This window comes from Hydrocarboniclastica marina, from assembly GCF_004851605.1.
Classification (GTDB): domain Bacteria; phylum Pseudomonadota; class Gammaproteobacteria; order Pseudomonadales; family Oleiphilaceae; genus Hydrocarboniclastica; species Hydrocarboniclastica marina.
Genome location: NZ_CP031093.1, coordinates 3,243,756 through 3,260,225 on the forward strand (window position 1 = coordinate 3,243,756; position 16,470 = coordinate 3,260,225).

The window sequence follows — 16,470 nt, forward strand, 5'->3', positions numbered from 1 at the left end:
GATACAGACACTCCTGTCCTGCATGACCTGCTTTACCGGACCCATTAGGAGCATTTAGGCTGTTCTGGACAGCACAAACCGGTCCGGAACCCATGAGCGACATACTGGATTCGTTTTTCGACCTTCACCCCAACCTGCCCGGCCTGGCCGTCGCCTTGCTGCTGGGGTTATTGATCGGCACCCAGCGAGGCTGGACGCAACGGGAAAGGAATCCCGGAGAACGCGTCGCCGGCGTGCGCACGCACACTCTCACCGGCCTGCTGGGGGGGCTTACACTGGTGCTCGCCGAGTCGCTGGGGCACTGGTTTGCCGCGGTCATGCTGATCAGCTTCACCCTTCTTGTTGTCACGAGCTACCACGCCAAGGTCAATAAAGACCAGAACGTCGGGATCACCGGGTCCATCAGCCTTTTTCTGACCTTCATCTTCGGCGCACTCGCCGTTGAGGGAGAGACTTTTCTCGCCGCCAGCGCCGCAGTCACTACCGCGCTCATCCTCGACAACAAGCAGGAAATACACCGCTGGGTAGGGTTACTCCAGGAGAAAGAGCTGGCCGCCGGGCTCAAGCTCTTGCTGATTTCGGTGGTAATGCTGCCGGTCCTGCCGAATGAAGGATTTGGCCCGGGGGATGCGCTGAACCCGTATGAAATCTGGTGGATGGTTGTACTGATCGCGTCTATTTCGTTTGTCGGCTATTTTGCGATGCGTATTGGCGGAACCCGAAAGGGAACTGTTTTCACCGGCCTGTTCGCAGGCCTGAGTTCATCCACCGCCCTTACCCTTCACTACGCGCGTCTGTCGCGCCAGGCCGGGGAAAATGCGTCGTTGCTTGCGACTGGCATCCTTCTGGCCTGCGGAACCATGGGGCCACGCGTCCTGCTGATCACTGCAATCGTCTATCCGCCCCTGGCATTCGCCCTTCTGCCGCCACTTTCGGCCGCAGTTCTGGTCATGTATCTGCTGGCATGGCGCCTCTGGCTGAAGAGTAAGGATGGCCCTGCTGATGCCGGGGGCGGGATCGGGCTGCAAAACAATCCCCTGGACCTCAAGTCCGCCCTGGTCATGGGCACGATTGTGGCGGTGGTGCTGGCGCTATCGGAGATATTCCGGGAGCGCATGGGGGACACTGGCATCTATCTGCTGGCGGCTGTCACGGGCATTGCGGACGTCAACCCAATCACCCTGTCGTCCGCCCGCATGGCTGGGGCCGGGCTTGGGCTGCAGGCGGCCGCTTACAGCATTCTCATCGCAGCAGGGGTCAATAGTCTGATCAAAGTCGCAGCCGCTGCCATAATCGGGCGCGACCTGGGCCGCTACCTGCTCGCCCCCATTTGCCTCGCAGTCGTCGTCGGCGCGGTAACCGCCTTGCTTCTGGCAGGCGCTACCTGAAGCTGAACTCGAGCTTTCTTGATGTGTACCGGTTAATCGTTGGTCGGTTTCCCCTATAGTGGTGTGGGCGCCTATTTACATCCAGCTCAACAGGATCCAGCACAACAGGAGCAGTCACATGAAACTTCGTTTTCTCGGTGGGGTGGATACCGTTACCGGGTCCAGGCATTTGATAGAAACCGCCACCAGCCGGGTGTTGATCGACTGCGGCATGTACCAGGGCGTCAAGGCGTTACGACGGCGCAACTGGGCGCCCTTTCCCGAACGTCCCGAATCGATAGATGCCGTCGTGCTGACCCATGCCCATATCGACCATACCGGCTATCTTCCACTGCTGGTCAAGCGGGGCTTCAAGGGCAAGATCCACTGTACCCAGTCGACGCTGGAGCTCTGCCGTGTACTGCTGCCGGACGCCGGCCATCTACAGGAGGAAGACGCCCGCTACGCCAACCGCAAGCACTTCTCCCGCCACGAAAAAGCCGAACCGCTGTTTACCGTCAAGGATGCGTTGCGGGCGCTGGAGTTGTTTGAAGCCCACCCCTTCGATAAATCTTTCTCACCGGTAAACGAAGTCGACGTCAGCTTCTCCCCGGCCGGGCATATCCTGGGATCGGCCTGCGTGAGGCTCAGCCATGGTGGCAAATCGATCATTTTCAGCGGCGATGTCGGCCGTCAGAACGACCCGGTCATGCTACCGCCGGTTCCGCTCCAGTCGGCGGATTACCTGGTGCTGGAGTCAACCTACGGCAACCGTGTGCACAGTACCGTCGATCCCGAGGAAGCGCTGGCGGAGGTCATCAATCAAACGCTGGCTAAAGGGGGCATAGTGCTGATGCCAGCCTTTGCGGTGGGTCGGGCCCAGCTACTGCTTTACCTGATTCATGAGTTGCAGAAACAGAAGCGCATACCGGACGTGCCAGTATTTCTCAACAGCCCAATGGCGATCACGGCGACCGAGGTCTTCCTGCGCCACCACAACGAGCACCGTCTGGATGCCAACCAGTGCCACGAGATCGACGCAGGCACCACCTATGTGCGTACGGTTGAAGACGCCATCGAGCTGACCGCCCGCCGGCTGCCGGCCATCATCATTTCGGCAAGCGGAATGGCGAGCGGCGGCCGAGTCCTGCACCACCTCAAGGCCCTTCTGCCCAATCACCGCAACAGCGTTGTCTTCGCCGGCTACCAGGCCCCGGGAACGCGAGGCGATGCCATGGTCAACGGCGTCGACAAAGTGAAGATCCACGGCGAGTACTTCCCGGTCAAAGCCATGATTTACAATCTGGATTCCCTGTCTGCCCACGGCGACTACGAAGAGATCCTGACCTGGCTGAAGCAGTCGTCGCTACAACCGCGGAAGGTGTTCATTACCCACGGCGAGACACGCGCCTCGGACGCCATGCGCAAGCATGTGGAAGAGCAGCTTGGCTGGGATGCGGAAGTGCCCGAGCTGTATAGCGAAGTGGAGCTCTGATGCCGGTACCGCCGCTGCAATTTTCCGGCGCCTCAGTGGTGCCAGAGAATCAGGTTCAGCTCGAGCGGACCATGGAGTGACTCGCCCGCCGGCACCACGCGCGGAGTGTAATGCTCGGAGGGGCGGTCAGCCGGTACCGCGCCGTGATAGTTGAAGGCGTGTTCGCTGCCCACCAAAGGCTCACCACGAGTGAGCGGTTCACAGCGCACGACGCCATCGTTTTCGCTCACCAGTTCGACTTTGAGCCAGTCCGGGTCGAGCCCGTCGACGTGTAGCTGGATATGAAAGTGATGGTGTTCGGCCTCATGCTCAACCAGCACGCTACCAAACCGGAGTCGGTGCCAGTTCTCGCGTAAGCCATGCACCACAGCAGCCAGCTGCCGGGCGACTTCCGGGGTGCGTCTGGCGCCACCTGAAGCTAGCGGACCGTAGAAGCGCTCCGTGTACTCCCGGACCATGCGGTTGGCCGAAAACTGAGGGGTTAGCCGCGACATGCTTTCGCGCATCAGGGCGACCCAGGCTCGGGGAATCCCCTGAGCATCCGTATCATAAAAGCTCGGCACGACCTCGTTTTCGAGACGGCGGTACAGCTCTTCGGCATCTGCTCGGTCGCCCTCGGCAATGCGCCCCGGTGGCAGACCTTCTGGGGAGCCTATCGACCAGCCCACCGCCGGGTCATGAGCCTCAGCCCACCATCCGTCCCGCTGGGACAGGTTCAGCCCACCGTTCACCAACACCTTCATGCCGCTGGTGCCACAGGCTTCCCAGGGTGATCGTGGCGTGTTGAGCCAGACATCCACCCCCTGTACAAACGCTGCCGCCACCTGCAGGTCGTAATCCTCGATGAATACGACACGACCGATCACATCGGGGCGCGTAATAAAGCGAATCCATTGTTTCAGCATGTCCTTGCCCACCTGGTCACGCGGATGGGCTTTGCCCGCGATCACAAGCTGCACCGGGCGGGACCGGTCGTTGAGAATGCGGACCAGCCGTTCGGGATCCTGTAGCAGCAGGTTTGGTCGCTTGTATTCGGTAAACCGGCGGGCGAAACCGATAATCAGCGCTTCGTCGTCAAGGTCGAGCCCGCAGGCGGCCCCGGCCGAGTCCGCGCCGCCCTTCTCGCAATGCTGGAGGGTCAAACGACGGCGCAGGAAAGCCACCAGTCGCCGGCGGTTATCGTTGCGCAAAGCCCAGAGTTCGCCGTCGTCGATGCCGGGCAGAGCCGCATCCACGGCGGCAAGATCGCCACGCCAGCGGTTCTTGCCATAGGCCCGGGTCCAGAGGGCGTCGGCCGCGGGCGAATCCCAGCTGGGGGTATGCACGCCGTTGGTGACGCTGGCTATGGGCACTTCGCTGGTTGGCCATCGCGGGTAGAGGTGCTGCATGAGTTGCCGGGACACCCGCCCGTGCACCTCGCTGACGCCGTTTGCCGCGCCGGCCAGGCTCATTGCAAGATAGGCCATATTGAACGGCGCGTCGGGGTCTGCGCCGTCGCCCTGCCCAAGGGCGAGCAACTCGTGCATCGCAATGCCAAGCTCGGCAGCAAGCGGGGCCAGATACCGCTCCACCAGTTCGACCGGGAAGCGGTCGAACCCGGCAGCAACCGGCGTATGAGTGGTGAAAAGCGTCCGGGCCCGGGCGGCAAGACGCGCGGCGTCGAAGGCCAGTCCGGTCTCAAGCTGAATGCTGCGGACCCGCTCCAGGGCCGCAAACGCGGTATGGCCCTCGTTCAGATGGCATACCTCGGGCTGTATACCCAGCTGCTGCAACAGCCGCCAGCCGCCAATCCCAAGGACCAGTTCCTGCTGCAGACGCAACTCGCTACCGCCACCGTAGAGCTCACTGGTGATCCCGCGATCGCCGGGCTCGTTAATGGGGTCGTTGCTGTCCAGCAAAAGCAATTCGCAACGCCCAACCTGACCGTGCCACGCCCGCAGGCTGAGCCGCCGCCCGGGGAAGTCGAGCACTACCCGCACCCACTCCCCATGCTCGTCCCGCAGCGGTGAAAGCGGCAGCATTGTGGGGTCGTTGTAGGGATAGAACTCCAGTTGATCGCCATCGCTGTTAACGCTCTGGCGAAAATAGCCTTGCTGGTAGAGCAGACCAACGGCAATGACAGGAACGCCAAGGTCGCTCGACGCCTTGAGCAGGTCCCCTGCCAGGATACCGAGTCCGCCCGAATAGATCGGCAGGGACTCGGTGACCCCATACTCCATGGAGAAAAACGCAACAGCCTTGAAGGGGCACCCCTGATAATCGGTACTGAACCAGGTCGGCACGCGGTTGAACTCGGCCTGGGCCTCAAGCTGACGATCCAGCAACCCGAGAAAGTCCGGGTCCTCGGCCAGTTGCTTCAGTCGCCGGTCGGAAACACTGTTCAGCACCAGCCAGGCGTTCGGGACCCGCTCCCAGGTTTCCTCTCCAAGCGTGCGCCAAAGTACGTCACTGCCGTGGTGCCAGCTCCAGCGCAGGTCGAGGGCGAGTTTGACCAGCCCTTGAAGGGCCGGCGGTACGGCACGGGGCGGATAGGATCCGGAACTGATCGGCATGGTGGCTTTCCCTCCTGGAAGTCTTCTTGCTGGCGTCCTGTCGAAAACAGCGCGGCTGTTCTCGCCGATTTTTTGCCGTCTCGGTCAATGCCATTGCCAGTCCCGTATTTCCGGCATGTCTTCGCCATGGGCGCGAATGTAGTGCCGATGCTCAAGCAGTTTGTCGCGCAGAACCTGGCGCGCATAGGCAACGGACGAGTCAGGGTTGGGAATGGTGTCCAGCACGGCAGCCGAGAGATGGAAGCGGTCCAGCTCGTTCATCACCACCATGTCGAACGGCGTCGTGGTGGTGCCCTGCTCCTTGTAGCCATGCACATGCCAGTTGGCGTGATTGTTCCGACGGTAAATCAGTCGGTGAATCAACGCGGGATAGCCGTGGAAGGCGAACACCACCGGCTTGTCGTGGGTAAAAATAAGGTCAAAATCCTTGTCCGAAATACCGTGAGGGTGAGCGCTGGGTGGCTGCAGGGTCATCAGGTCAACCACATTGACCACCCGCACCCGCAGCTGGGGTGCCAGCTCCCGTAACAGCATCACCGCCGCCAGGGCTTCCACTGTCGGCACGTCGCCGGCGCAGCCGATAACAACGTCGGGTTCCCGGTCGCGGTCGTTACTGGCCCAGCCCCAGATGCCCAGCCCTGCCGTGCAGTGCTTGATAGCCGCGTCCCGGTCCAGCCACTGCCACTCCGGCTGCTTGCCGGCCACAATCACGTTGACCAGATTGCGGCTGCGCAGGCAATGATCCGTCACGGACAGCAGCGTGTTGGCGTCGGGCGGCAGGTAGATTCGGGTTAGGTCCGCCGTCTTGCTGGTGACATGGTCGAGGAACCCCGGGTCCTGGTGGCTGAAGCCGTTGTGATCCTGGCGCCAGACGTGGGACGTCAGTAGATAGTTGAGCGAGGCGATGGGCCGGCGCCAGGGCACCTCGTTACTCTTCTTCAGCCATTTGGCGTACTGGTTGAACATGGAATCGATGATGTGGATGAAGGCCTCATAGCACGAGAAGAAGCCGTGGCGCCCGGTCAGCAGGTAACCTTCCAGCCAGCCCTGGCACTGGTGCTCGCTGAGGACCTCCATAACCCGTCCATCGACCGCGACATGCTCATCAGCTTCCGCGATTTCAGCGGTAGAGCAGCGGTCAGTCACCTCAAACACCGCGCGCCAGCGATTGGACAGTGTTTCATCAGGGCTGAATATCCGGAAGTTGCCGGTTTTGGCATTGAGTTTCAGCACGTCGCGAATCAGCCGGCCCTGCACATCCGTCGCTTCTGCCCGCAGCGCACCGGGCTGGGGCAGATCGAGCATATAGTCGCGGAAGTCGGGCAGGCGCAGATCCCGCATCAGCATGCCACCGTTGGCGTGCGGATTATCACTCATGCGTCGTTCGCCCCGGGGCGCAAGCGCGGCCAGTTCCGGAATCAGCTTGCCCTGCTGATCAAAAAGCTCTTCGGCGCGGTAGCTCTTCAGCCAGTCCTGAAGCAGTGTCCGGTTTTCCGAAGAACCTGCGACGTTACCGAACGGCACCTGGTGGGAGTGGAAACTGCCTTCACTGGGCGCCCCGGCAACCACCTTCGGCCCGGTCCAGCCTTTGGGCGAGCGCAGGATGATCATCGGCCAGTGCGGCCGCGTACTGTAGCCGTTCGTGCGGGCGTCCTTCTGAATGGCCTGGATGCGTTCGACGACCTCGTCCAGCACCCCGGCCATACGCTGGTGCATCGGGCCCGGCTCACTTCCTTCCACCAGGTAGGGCTCGTAACCGTAACCCCGGAACAGGGCCAGCAGCTCATCTTCCGGGATGCGCGCTAGCACGGTCGGGCCCGCGATCTTGAAGCCGTTGAGATGGAGGATCGGCAGCACTGCGCCGTCGTGCACCGGATTGAGGAATTTATTGCTGTGCCAGGCCGTGGCCAGCGCGCCTGTTTCAGCTTCGCCGTCGCCCACCACGCAGGTCACGATAAGATCGGGATTGTCGAAAGCCGCCCCGAACGCGTGGGACAATGAGTAGCCCAGCTCGCCGCCCTCGTTGATCGAGCCGGGGACCTCCGCCGCCACGTGGCTGGAGATCCCGCCGGGGTAAGAGAACTGGCGAAACAGCCGCCGCATGCCGTCTTCATCTTCAGCGACATCCGGATAGCGTTCGCTGTAGGTACCTTCCAGCCAGGTATTGGCGACCAGCGCCGGGCCTCCGTGACCGGGACCTGTGACGTAGATCATGTTCAGGTCACGCTCGCGGATGAGGCGATTAAGGTGAACGTAAACGAAATTCAGCCCCGGCGTGGTGCCCCAGTGACCCAGCAAACGCTTTTTGACATGCTCGGCCTGAAGAGGCGCTCGCAGCAGCGGGTTATCCTGCAGGTAGATCTGACCGACAGACAGATAGTTTGCAGCGCGCCAGTAGGCATTGATGGCGTCCAGCTGTGCTTCGCTCAAAACGGACTCGGATGCTTTCTTGCTCATGGTGACTCGCTCAGACTTATCCGGTGGCGTGGCCAAGGTTCTTTTCAGCTTTAAATGAAAACAGTCGTGCTTTCAATCGTCTCTCTCCACCATCACTCTCCACCATCACTCTCAACCGTCATTCTCAGCTGCTAGTGCGGCTATAGAGCCCAGCGTCTGCGCAGCGCTTTTTCCAGCTCAACTGTCACAAAGAGCATAGCGCCGGCCCCGACAATCCAGCCCCAGGCAGCGACGTCCAGTGAGCGTGTTTCGAACAGTAGCTGGAAGGGTGGCGCATAGGTAAAGAGCGCCTGGAGCACGAGCAGGCACAACGTTGCGTACCAGGCGTACCGGTTTGACACCAGCGATCTCCAGCTAAGTGCCGGAAGCACCAGAACACGGGTATTGAACAGGTAGAAAATCTCGCAGGTCACCAGAGCATTTACCGCCACCGTGCGTGAAAGCTCGAGTTCGTACCCGGTCCGGCTATACCAGAGGAAAAGCCCGAACGTCGCCATCACCATGAGCACCGACACGAACAGCACCCGCCATATCAGGAAACCGGTGAGGAGCGGTTCCTGCGGCCGCCGCGGAGGGCGCGCCATGACGTCGCTCTCGGCCGGCTCGAAGGCCAGGGTCAAAGCCAATGTAACGGCTGTCACCATGTTGACCCACAAGATTTGGACCGGTGTGATCGGCATCATCATTCCGAGCGCGACGGCGGCCAGTATCGCGAGCGCTTCGCCGCCGCTGGTGGGCAAGATAAAGAGGATCGCCTTTTTCAGGTTGTCGTAGACGATACGACCTTCCTCCACCGCATGCACGATGGAGGCAAAGTTATCGTCCGCAAGGACCATGCGTGCAGCCTGCTTGGCCGCATCCGTTCCTTTTTGCCCCATAGCTACGCCGACGTCAGCTCGTTTGAGCGCGGGGGCATCATTGACGCCGTCGCCGGTCATGGCCACCACCTGCTGCTGCGACTGCAGACTCTTGACCAGCCGCAGCTTGTGCTCCGGACTGGTACGCGCGAAGACGTCACGCTGGTTAACCACGTCTTTAAGCGCAGCATCGTCCAATTCCTCCAGCATTGCGCCGGTTACGGCGTCGCGGCCGTCGCCGATATTCATGCTCTGTCCGATGGCAAGCGCTGTGGCGGCATGATCGCCGGTAATCATCTTGACCCGGATGCCCGCGGCCTGGGCTGAAGCAACGGCTTTGGTGGCTTCGGGGCGGGGCGGGTCGACCATACCCGTGAGCCCGATCAGGGTCAGTCCAGAGGTAACATCGTCGAAATCCAGTTGCGACTTGTCCGCCGGAACATCCAGGTAAGCGAGGGCCAGCACACGTTTGCCGGCGGCCGCCAGGGCGTGGGCCTGCTGGTCCCAATGCTCCCGGTTCAGGGGCTCGGTGCCTGAAGAGACCAACTGGTCGGTGCACATGGCCAGGATCCGCTCGGGGGCTCCCTTGATGTAGACCATCCGCCGACCTTGATGGTCATGGTGGAGTGTGGCCATAAAGCGATGTTCTGACTCAAAAGGAATAGCGTCCAGCCGAGGATTGGCCTGCTGATCCAGCGGTGATGACAGGCCGCACTTGTAGGCAAAGGCCAGCAGTGCGCCCTCGGTCGGGTCTCCGGTCAGCTGCCAACGGCCTTCTGCATGGGAACCTTTTTCACGAGACTCTTGTTCATGAGCGCGTTCTTCACCAGCCCCTTTATCACGAGCCTCTTTATCACGAGCCTCTTTATCCCGAGCCCCTTTATCCCGAGATAAGGCAGCGTCGTTACAGAGCAACGCGGCGTGGGCCAGTTGAACTATTGCCGGGTGGTCGGCGGGAAGGATGCTCTCGCTGACATTGCCGACTGGGCGCAGGTCGCCTTCGGGGCCATAGCCCACGCCGCTGACCTCGAAATGGCCGCCATGGGTCACCACATCGGTCACCGTCATTTCGTTGCGCGTGAGCGTGCCGGTTTTGTCGGTACAGATCACCGTAACAGCGCCGAGGGTTTCAACCGCCGGCAGTTGCCTGATAATGGCGTTGCGCCGGGCCATACGCTGGACGCCGATGGCCAGCGTGATCGTAAGAATGGCAGGCAGCCCTTCGGGGATAGCGGCCACGGCCAGGCCAACAGCAATGAGGACAACTTCTGCGAGTTCGTATCCGCGCCACAGCCAGCCGAACAGGAACGTGAGCACGGTGACAGCCAGGGTTACCAGCGCAAGCAATCGGCCGAACTGGTTAACCTGACGCAGCAGAGGAGTAGCAAGGGTCTCGACGTCGCCCAGCAGTTCGCTGATACGGCCAACCTCGGTTGCCTGGCCTGTAGCGACCACAAGGCCGGTGGCAGTTCCGGATGTCACCAGCGTGCCCGAATAGACCATACAGAACCGTTCAGCCAGAACAGCATCTTCGGCCACCGGCTCAAGCCGCTTGGCTGCGGGCTCGGACTCACCCGTGAGTAGCGCTTCATCCACCCGCAGCTCGCGGCTCTGGATCAGACGAAGGTCTGCCGGCACCCGATCCCCGGACTGCAGCAGGACAATGTCGCCCGGTACCAGGGCTTCGGCAGGTACGGTCTGAATGGTGCGATCGCGGCGCACCACAGCAGCTGGCGCCAGCAACTGGCGGATGGCGCCCAACGCTTTTTCGGCCTTGCCTTCCTGAATAACGCCGATGATCGCATTGATCAAGACAACACCCAGAATAACGAACGTATCCACCCAGTGCCCGAGCAGCGCCGTAATCCCGGCCGCCCCCAACAGGACATAGATCAGCGCATTCTGGAAATGGGCGAAAAACCGGCTCGCAAAACCACGCGTTTTCGTTTGAACAAGCTCATTCGGGCCATATTTTTGCAGCCGTGCTTCGGCGTCGGCTTGCGGCAACCCGTGGCTGGAGGCGCCCAGCTCATTTTCAGCTGTCTGCGGGTCCAGACTGTGCCAGAGCAGGTTTTTAGCCATGGATCGTTCCTTCGCGTTGTAACCGACTGTTGTGCTGGAGGTATTATTTCACGCCCAGCTGTGCCTCCATTGTCTGAAGTCAAGTTCGCGACTGGTCGCGCGCGTTTCGACGTCCTGACGGTATGTTAGGTAGCCCTTCTCTTGGAACATTGCAGCCAGCCCCCGAGCGCACCCCGGCTGTGCATCAGCGTCTGCCGTGCTGTTTTTGAGTGCACATCGCTGCGCCCCAGGTGTATATCGGCCGTTCCGCCGGAGCGCTGCTCAACCGTGCTGATGTTTCTGCCAAAACAGTGCAGAAGGTCTTTATCCGCGTGCTTTCCAGCAGTGCAGCAGGCATCGATAACGCTACCGTTTAGCGCATGGGCAGCCCTTTTCACGCGCTGGTGCACAACGCTGGCACAATGGTTGCTGCCGCGTCTCCTCTCCCTCCGGACAGGAAGCCACCGCATGGCAGCACGCAATTTTTCGCTATTTTCATTTCAGGGACGCTACCGCATTCTGCACCTGAGCTGGGTCGCGTTCTTTCTCAGCTTCGTGGTCTGGTTCAATCACGCGCCGCTCATGGCAGCGATAAGGGATACCTTCGGATTGACCACATCCGAGGTTAATACGCTTCTGCTGCTGAATGTCGCGCTCACCATCCCTGCGAGAATCGTCATTGGCATGCTGGTGGATACGTTCGGTCCCCGCAAAGTCTACTCTCTGCTGCTGGTGGTGTCCGGCCTGCTTTGCATAGCGTTCGCGCTGGCCCAGACTTTTAATCAGCTGGCGGTTACCCGCTTTCTGCTCGGATTTGTCGGCGCCGGCTTTGTGGTGGGCATTCGATTGATCAGCGAGTGGTTCCCGGCCCGCGACCTGGGCCTCGCCGAGGGCATCTACGGCGGTTGGGGCAACTTTGGCGCGGCCTTTGCGGCCATTGCCCTGCCCGGCCTGGCGCTCTGGTACGGTGGCGACGATGGCTGGCGCTATGCCGTCGGTACTACCGGCGTCGTGGCCATCCTCTACGCTTTCGTTTTCTACTGGGGCGTGACCGATACGCCGAAGGGCTCGACTTACTTCAAGCCCAAGAAGGGCGGGGCGATGGAAGTCACCAGCCGCGGCGACTTCGTGCTCTACACGCTGATGACTGTACCGCTGTTCCTGGCCCTCGGGCTTATCGTCTGGAAGCTCGGGCCGGGCAAGCTGGAAATGCTGGGCACCCTGACGGTGGTGTTGCTGTACGGGGTGATTACTGCGCTGTTTCTGTTTCAGTTCGCCCGCATCGTCCAGGTCAATGGCCACGTATTCAAACGCGATGTGCCCGAATTCGACCGCTACAAATTCAAACAGGTGGCCATGCTCAATATGGTCTATATGACCAGCTTCGGCTCGGAGCTGGCGGTGGTGTCGATGCTGCCGCTGTTCTTCCTCGACACTTTCGGTCTGACCCAGCTTCAGGCCGGCATGCTAGGGGGCAGTTTTACCATCATGAACCTGGTCGCCCGCCCCGGCGGCGGACTGCTGGCCGACAGTATCGGCCGCAAGCGTGCGACCGTCATCGTGCTGGCGGGCATCGCCGTGGGTTACCTGCTGATGAGCCAGCTTGACGCAACCTGGCCCCTGGGCCTGGCGGTACTGCTGGTCGTGGCCTGCTCCATTTTTGTCCAGGCGGGCTGTGGCACCGTCTATGCCGCGGTGCCCTTGATCAAGCGGCGGCTGACCGGCCAGGTCGCGGGCATGGCGGGCGCCTATGGCAATGTTGGCGGGGTGATCTTCCTGACTGTGCTCTCGTTCGTTTCGCCGGCGATTTTCTTCCTCGTTCTCGGCGGCTTCGCCGTGGCCGTGCTCGCGATCGTGTCACTTTTCATGGATGAGCCGGAGCCCCAGAGTACCGAAGTGCTCCCCGACGGCACCGTACGCGTTATCGAGGTTCAATGAGCCCCATTCTGAGTGTAAAGGCCGGGCAGGCCAGCCAGGCCGGCCGCAAGGCGGAGAACCAGGACAGTATCGGTATCCGCCTGCCCTCCGGTACGGCGCTCAGCTTCAAGGGCGTCGCGGCGGTCATTTCGGACGGTGTCAGTGCCTGCTCTGGCGCGCGGGAAGCGGCCCAGGCCTGCGTTACCGGTATGCTCAGTGACTATTACAGTACGCCGGATTCCTGGAGTGTGGAGACTTCCGCCAGTCGGGTGGCGGGTGCCATCAACCGCTGGCTGCACGGAGAGGGCGCCCGCCGCCAGGAGCAGGGCCACGGCATGCTCTGCACCCTCAGCACGCTGATTCTGAAAAGCACAACGGCGTACCTGTTCCATGTGGGCGATAGCCGGATCTACCTGTTACGCGGGGGGCATCTTGAGGCCCTGACCCGGGACCACCATATCGGTCTGGGCTCCGATAACCCGGTACTGAATCGGGCCATGGGTGCCGACGTCAATATCGACATCGATTTCCGGCGGCTGCCGCTGCAGTTGGGTGATGTTTTCATCCTCACCACCGACGGCGTGCACGAGCACCTTGATGAGGCCACGATTATCCGTCTGGCCAGCATGCCCGACCTGGAGCAAGCCGCGGAAGCGTTCATCCGGACTGCCCTGGACAACGGCAGCCCCGACAATGTGAGCGCGCAGCTATTGCGGGTGGAAGGACTGCCGAGTGACGACATCAATGCCCACTACGAACGTCTGAGCGAGCTGCGGTTTCCGCCGCCGCTGTCGCCGGGTCAGTGCCTGGACGGCTACCGTGTCATCCGCGAGTTGCACGCCAGCAAGCGCACGCAGGTTTACCTCGCGGTCGAGGAAGCCAGCGGCACCTCCGTCGCGCTCAAGACCCCGTCGCCCAATTATCTCGACGACCCCCGCTACATTGACCAGTTCCTGACCGAGGAGTGGGTGGCGCGGCGAATCGACAGCCCCCATGTGCTGCGCTTTCTCGACCCTCCGCAGGATCGCCGTTTTCTCTACGGCGTCACGGAGTACGTCACCGGGCCGACCCTGCGCAGTTGGATGCACGACCACCCGCGGCCACGACTTGAAGAGGTACGCAACATCGTTGCCCAGATCGCACGCGGGCTGCGGGCCTTTCACCGCCTGGAGATGGTCCACCAGGACCTCAAGCCCGAGAATGTGGTGATAGACGGTGACGGCACGGTCAAAATCATCGACATGGGCGCGGTGCGCGTTCTTGGCGTTGAACAGATCAGCAAGCCGTGGCAGGAAGAGGGCTTTTTGGGGACCGCCAGCTACGCGGGGCCTGAGTGTCTTGGCGGTCAGGCGGCCACGGCGGCGGCTGACCGCTATGCCCTGGGGGTGATCACATATGAAATGCTCACGGGCGAGCTGCCCTATAACTTACCGCCCGCGGCCTCGTTGCGGCGCTGCCCGGATTATCGCAGCGCCCGGGCCGTTCGCAGCGACATCCCCGACTGGGTCGATAACTGCCTGAGAAAAGCCGTTGCGGTCTCGCCCCGGCAGCGCTATGAAGCACTTTCTGAATTTCTGCGGGATTTACAGACGCCTAACCCGGCCCTGTCCGATCAGATTTTCCAGCCACTGAGCGAGCGGCTTGATCCCGCGACCTGGCGGCTTATCGCGGGGCTTTCGCTTGTGGCGAACCTGGTGTTGATTCTCCTGCTCATGACCGTTCTGGAATGATCCCTGACGCTTAGAGGTACCGGCGCGGGTCCAGGGTCTGCAGGCGCTCCGGGTGAAAAACCATCAGGCCGGTAATGACCATGCCGTTAACCACAGCCTCGGGCAGGATAAAGAGCGGCATGTAACGCACATAGTCGTGAACCAGCTCGGCCCAGCTATAAGCGCCACCGGTCCACAACAGCAGAACGGTCAGCCCGCCCGCAATGGCTGTGGCCAATCCGGCGCCAAAGAAACCGCAGATGAAGATATAGGCGAAAAAATTGCGAAACCCGCGCTGACGCTCCCACAGCACGACGCCGTATGTGACCAGCGCCGGGACCATCACAGTGATCAAACCATTCACCGCAAAAAGTTGCCAGGGTTCGCGCCCGGTGAGTACCGAAATCATCAGTGCGCTGAGCCCGGCAAACACAGCCGCACTCCAGCCCAGCATCAACGTTACTGCGGTGATCCCCAACAGATGGATCGACAATCCTGGCAACAGCCCCGCTCGCATCTGCCAGAGAAAACCCAGAATGACCGCAGCGCCGAACAGGGTATGTTGCACACCCTGATCATTTCGCAGCCGTGTCTTGTCGAGATAGAGCCAGGCCTGCCAAAACCCGGTGCAGAAAAGGACAAACGTCAGCCAAAGCTGCCAGGCGCTAAACAGTCCCTCGGTTAGCCCCATTGTGTTTTTGCTCCTGCTCGCGGGGAATGCCCGCCACCAAAAAGAAAATACGCCTCGGCCTACACCTGCCGCCAGGGGCAGATATTCATTACACTGGCCCCCCTGTTTGCCCATCCGCATCCGCTCTGGATAACGGCCAGAACACCAGAATCAGGAACGCTCGTGACAACGTCCTACCCGCCCTCAGGATCCGCACCCGAACAAGAGCCCAAACAAGAGCCCCATGGCTGGCAGCGCGAATGGCAGGCGTTCTGGCTGGCTGTCGGTTTTCTAAGCCGGGTGCCAATGCTGGCGCAGATCCAGTATTCCCAGGCGCTGATGAACCAGAGCAGCGTCTACTTTCCGCTGGTTGGCCTCTTACTGGGCGCATTATATGCGGGACTTTATACGGTTCTCGGGCTGGCGCTCAACCCACCGGTTGCACTGCTGTTGGTGATGTCCTTTCATCTCTGGATTACCGGCGCGTTTCATGAGGACGGGTTGGCGGATAGCGTTGACGCCCTGGGCGGCGGTTACACCCTCGAGTCCCGCCTGCGCATTATGAAGGACAGCCGCATCGGCACTTACGGCACCGTCGCGTTGGTCATGGCCCTGGGATTGAAGTTCGCAGTGCTGCTGGATCTGGAGCGCATCTGGCTGGGGCTGTTGTTTGCACCCTGCGCATCCCGGCTGACGCCCCTGGTGCTGATGAACGCCCTGCGTTACGTCACAGACCCGGAGCAGAGCAAGAGCAAGCCGGTTGCCCAGGGCTTTTCCGGCATGAGGCTGATGGCGGCGGCCGGGTTCGTTCTCCTGGCGAGCCTGATCCTGTCGCCATGGGCTTCGGGGCTGGTACTGATGTCGCTGGTTTCAGTGGTGCTTATTGCGGTGGTATGGGGCCGCTATCTGCGCAAGGTGATCGGCGGGTACACAGGCGACACCCTGGGCGCGAGTGTGGTTTTCTCTGAGTTGCTCCTGCTGGTCGGGCTCACGCTCTAGCGCTGCTATCAACTGATACATACTTTATCCATAGCTGCACCATTATCGAACGCCCGCACCGCCATAGTGCAGGCGCACACCCTTCTTTTGCCCCACTTTCGTCCAACTGCGGCGCTCAAACCCCTGACGTCAGGACAATCAGCCGACTGGCACGGAACTTGTTTATACCCTGTTACGCAGCGAGAAGTCGGTTTCTGATAGCCACAATCAAAGCGCCACAATCTGACAAATGGTCGACTAGGGTTCCGATCTGCAATGGTTGCAGATGACTGGTCCGAGAGTTGACGGCCTTTCCAGACGTCACGGCTCCAGGCATGACGCAAGGCTACACGGCGGGACAAAAGCCCGGGAGGATCGTTCAGTTACTGACGTCTCTCGTGTATTGG

At 61.1% G+C, this 16,470-nt stretch carries 9 protein-coding genes and 1 riboswitch; of the genes, 5 read left to right on the forward strand and 4 right to left on the reverse strand.

Annotated elements, in window-relative coordinates; all coding sequences use genetic code 11:
- The first annotated feature begins 92 nt into the window (after positions 1-92).
- Positions 93-1,388, forward strand: coding sequence for an MgtC/SapB family protein (locus tag soil367_RS14380; RefSeq protein WP_136549751.1), 1,296 nt, complete (start codon positions 93-95; stop codon positions 1,386-1,388).
- Positions 1,389-1,506: 118 nt separating this feature from the next.
- On the forward strand, positions 1,507-2,862 hold the full coding sequence (locus tag soil367_RS14385; protein ID WP_136549752.1) for an MBL fold metallo-hydrolase RNA specificity domain-containing protein: 1,356 nt from the start codon (positions 1,507-1,509) through the stop codon (positions 2,860-2,862).
- A 32-nt stretch (positions 2,863-2,894) separates the two neighbouring features.
- On the opposite strand, the gene glgP is transcribed toward soil367_RS14385, so the two are convergent.
- The 3 genes from glgP to soil367_RS14400 form a co-directional block, all read right to left on the reverse strand.
- On the reverse strand, positions 2,895-5,414 hold the full coding sequence (gene glgP, locus soil367_RS14390) for an alpha-glucan family phosphorylase (protein ID WP_172962357.1): 2,520 nt from the start codon (positions 5,412-5,414) through the stop codon (positions 2,895-2,897).
- Between the two features lie 84 nt (positions 5,415-5,498).
- On the reverse strand, positions 5,499-7,871 hold the full coding sequence (locus soil367_RS14395) for a phosphoketolase family protein (protein WP_136549753.1): 2,373 nt from the start codon (positions 7,869-7,871) through the stop codon (positions 5,499-5,501).
- 140 nt (positions 7,872-8,011) lie between these two features.
- Positions 8,012-10,810 carry a cation-translocating P-type ATPase gene (locus tag soil367_RS14400; protein WP_136549754.1) on the reverse strand — a complete coding sequence of 933 codons (2,799 nt, stop codon included), beginning with the start codon at positions 10,808-10,810 and terminating at the stop codon, positions 8,012-8,014.
- Between the two features lie 447 nt (positions 10,811-11,257).
- Here soil367_RS14400 and soil367_RS14405 point away from each other — a divergent pair, with 447 nt between their 5' ends.
- Together soil367_RS14405 and soil367_RS14410 are read left to right on the forward strand one after the other, a co-directional pair.
- Positions 11,258-12,727 (forward strand): NarK family nitrate/nitrite MFS transporter, encoded by a 1,470-nt coding sequence (locus soil367_RS14405; protein ID WP_136549755.1) that lies wholly within the window; start codon positions 11,258-11,260, stop codon positions 12,725-12,727.
- Complete coding sequence (locus tag soil367_RS14410; RefSeq protein WP_136549756.1) at positions 12,724-14,436, forward strand: bifunctional protein-serine/threonine kinase/phosphatase; 1,713 nt, start codon at positions 12,724-12,726, stop codon at positions 14,434-14,436. Before soil367_RS14405 ends, soil367_RS14410 begins: the two co-directional genes overlap by 4 nt.
- Before the next feature lie 10 nt (positions 14,437-14,446).
- Here soil367_RS14410 and soil367_RS14415 read toward each other — a convergent pair whose 3' ends face one another.
- On the reverse strand, positions 14,447-15,106 hold the full coding sequence (locus tag soil367_RS14415; protein ID WP_136549757.1) for an energy-coupling factor ABC transporter permease: 660 nt from the start codon (positions 15,104-15,106) through the stop codon (positions 14,447-14,449).
- A 162-nt stretch (positions 15,107-15,268) separates the two neighbouring features.
- Between soil367_RS14415 and soil367_RS14420 the strand changes: the two genes are divergently transcribed.
- Positions 15,269-16,084: an adenosylcobinamide-GDP ribazoletransferase gene (locus tag soil367_RS14420; RefSeq protein WP_246065326.1), complete on the forward strand. Its 816-nt coding sequence runs from the start codon at positions 15,269-15,271 to the stop codon at positions 16,082-16,084.
- 226 nt (positions 16,085-16,310) lie between these two features.
- Positions 16,311-16,438, forward strand: a riboswitch (guanidine-I (ykkC/yxkD leader).
- Positions 16,439-16,470 lie beyond the last annotated feature (32 nt).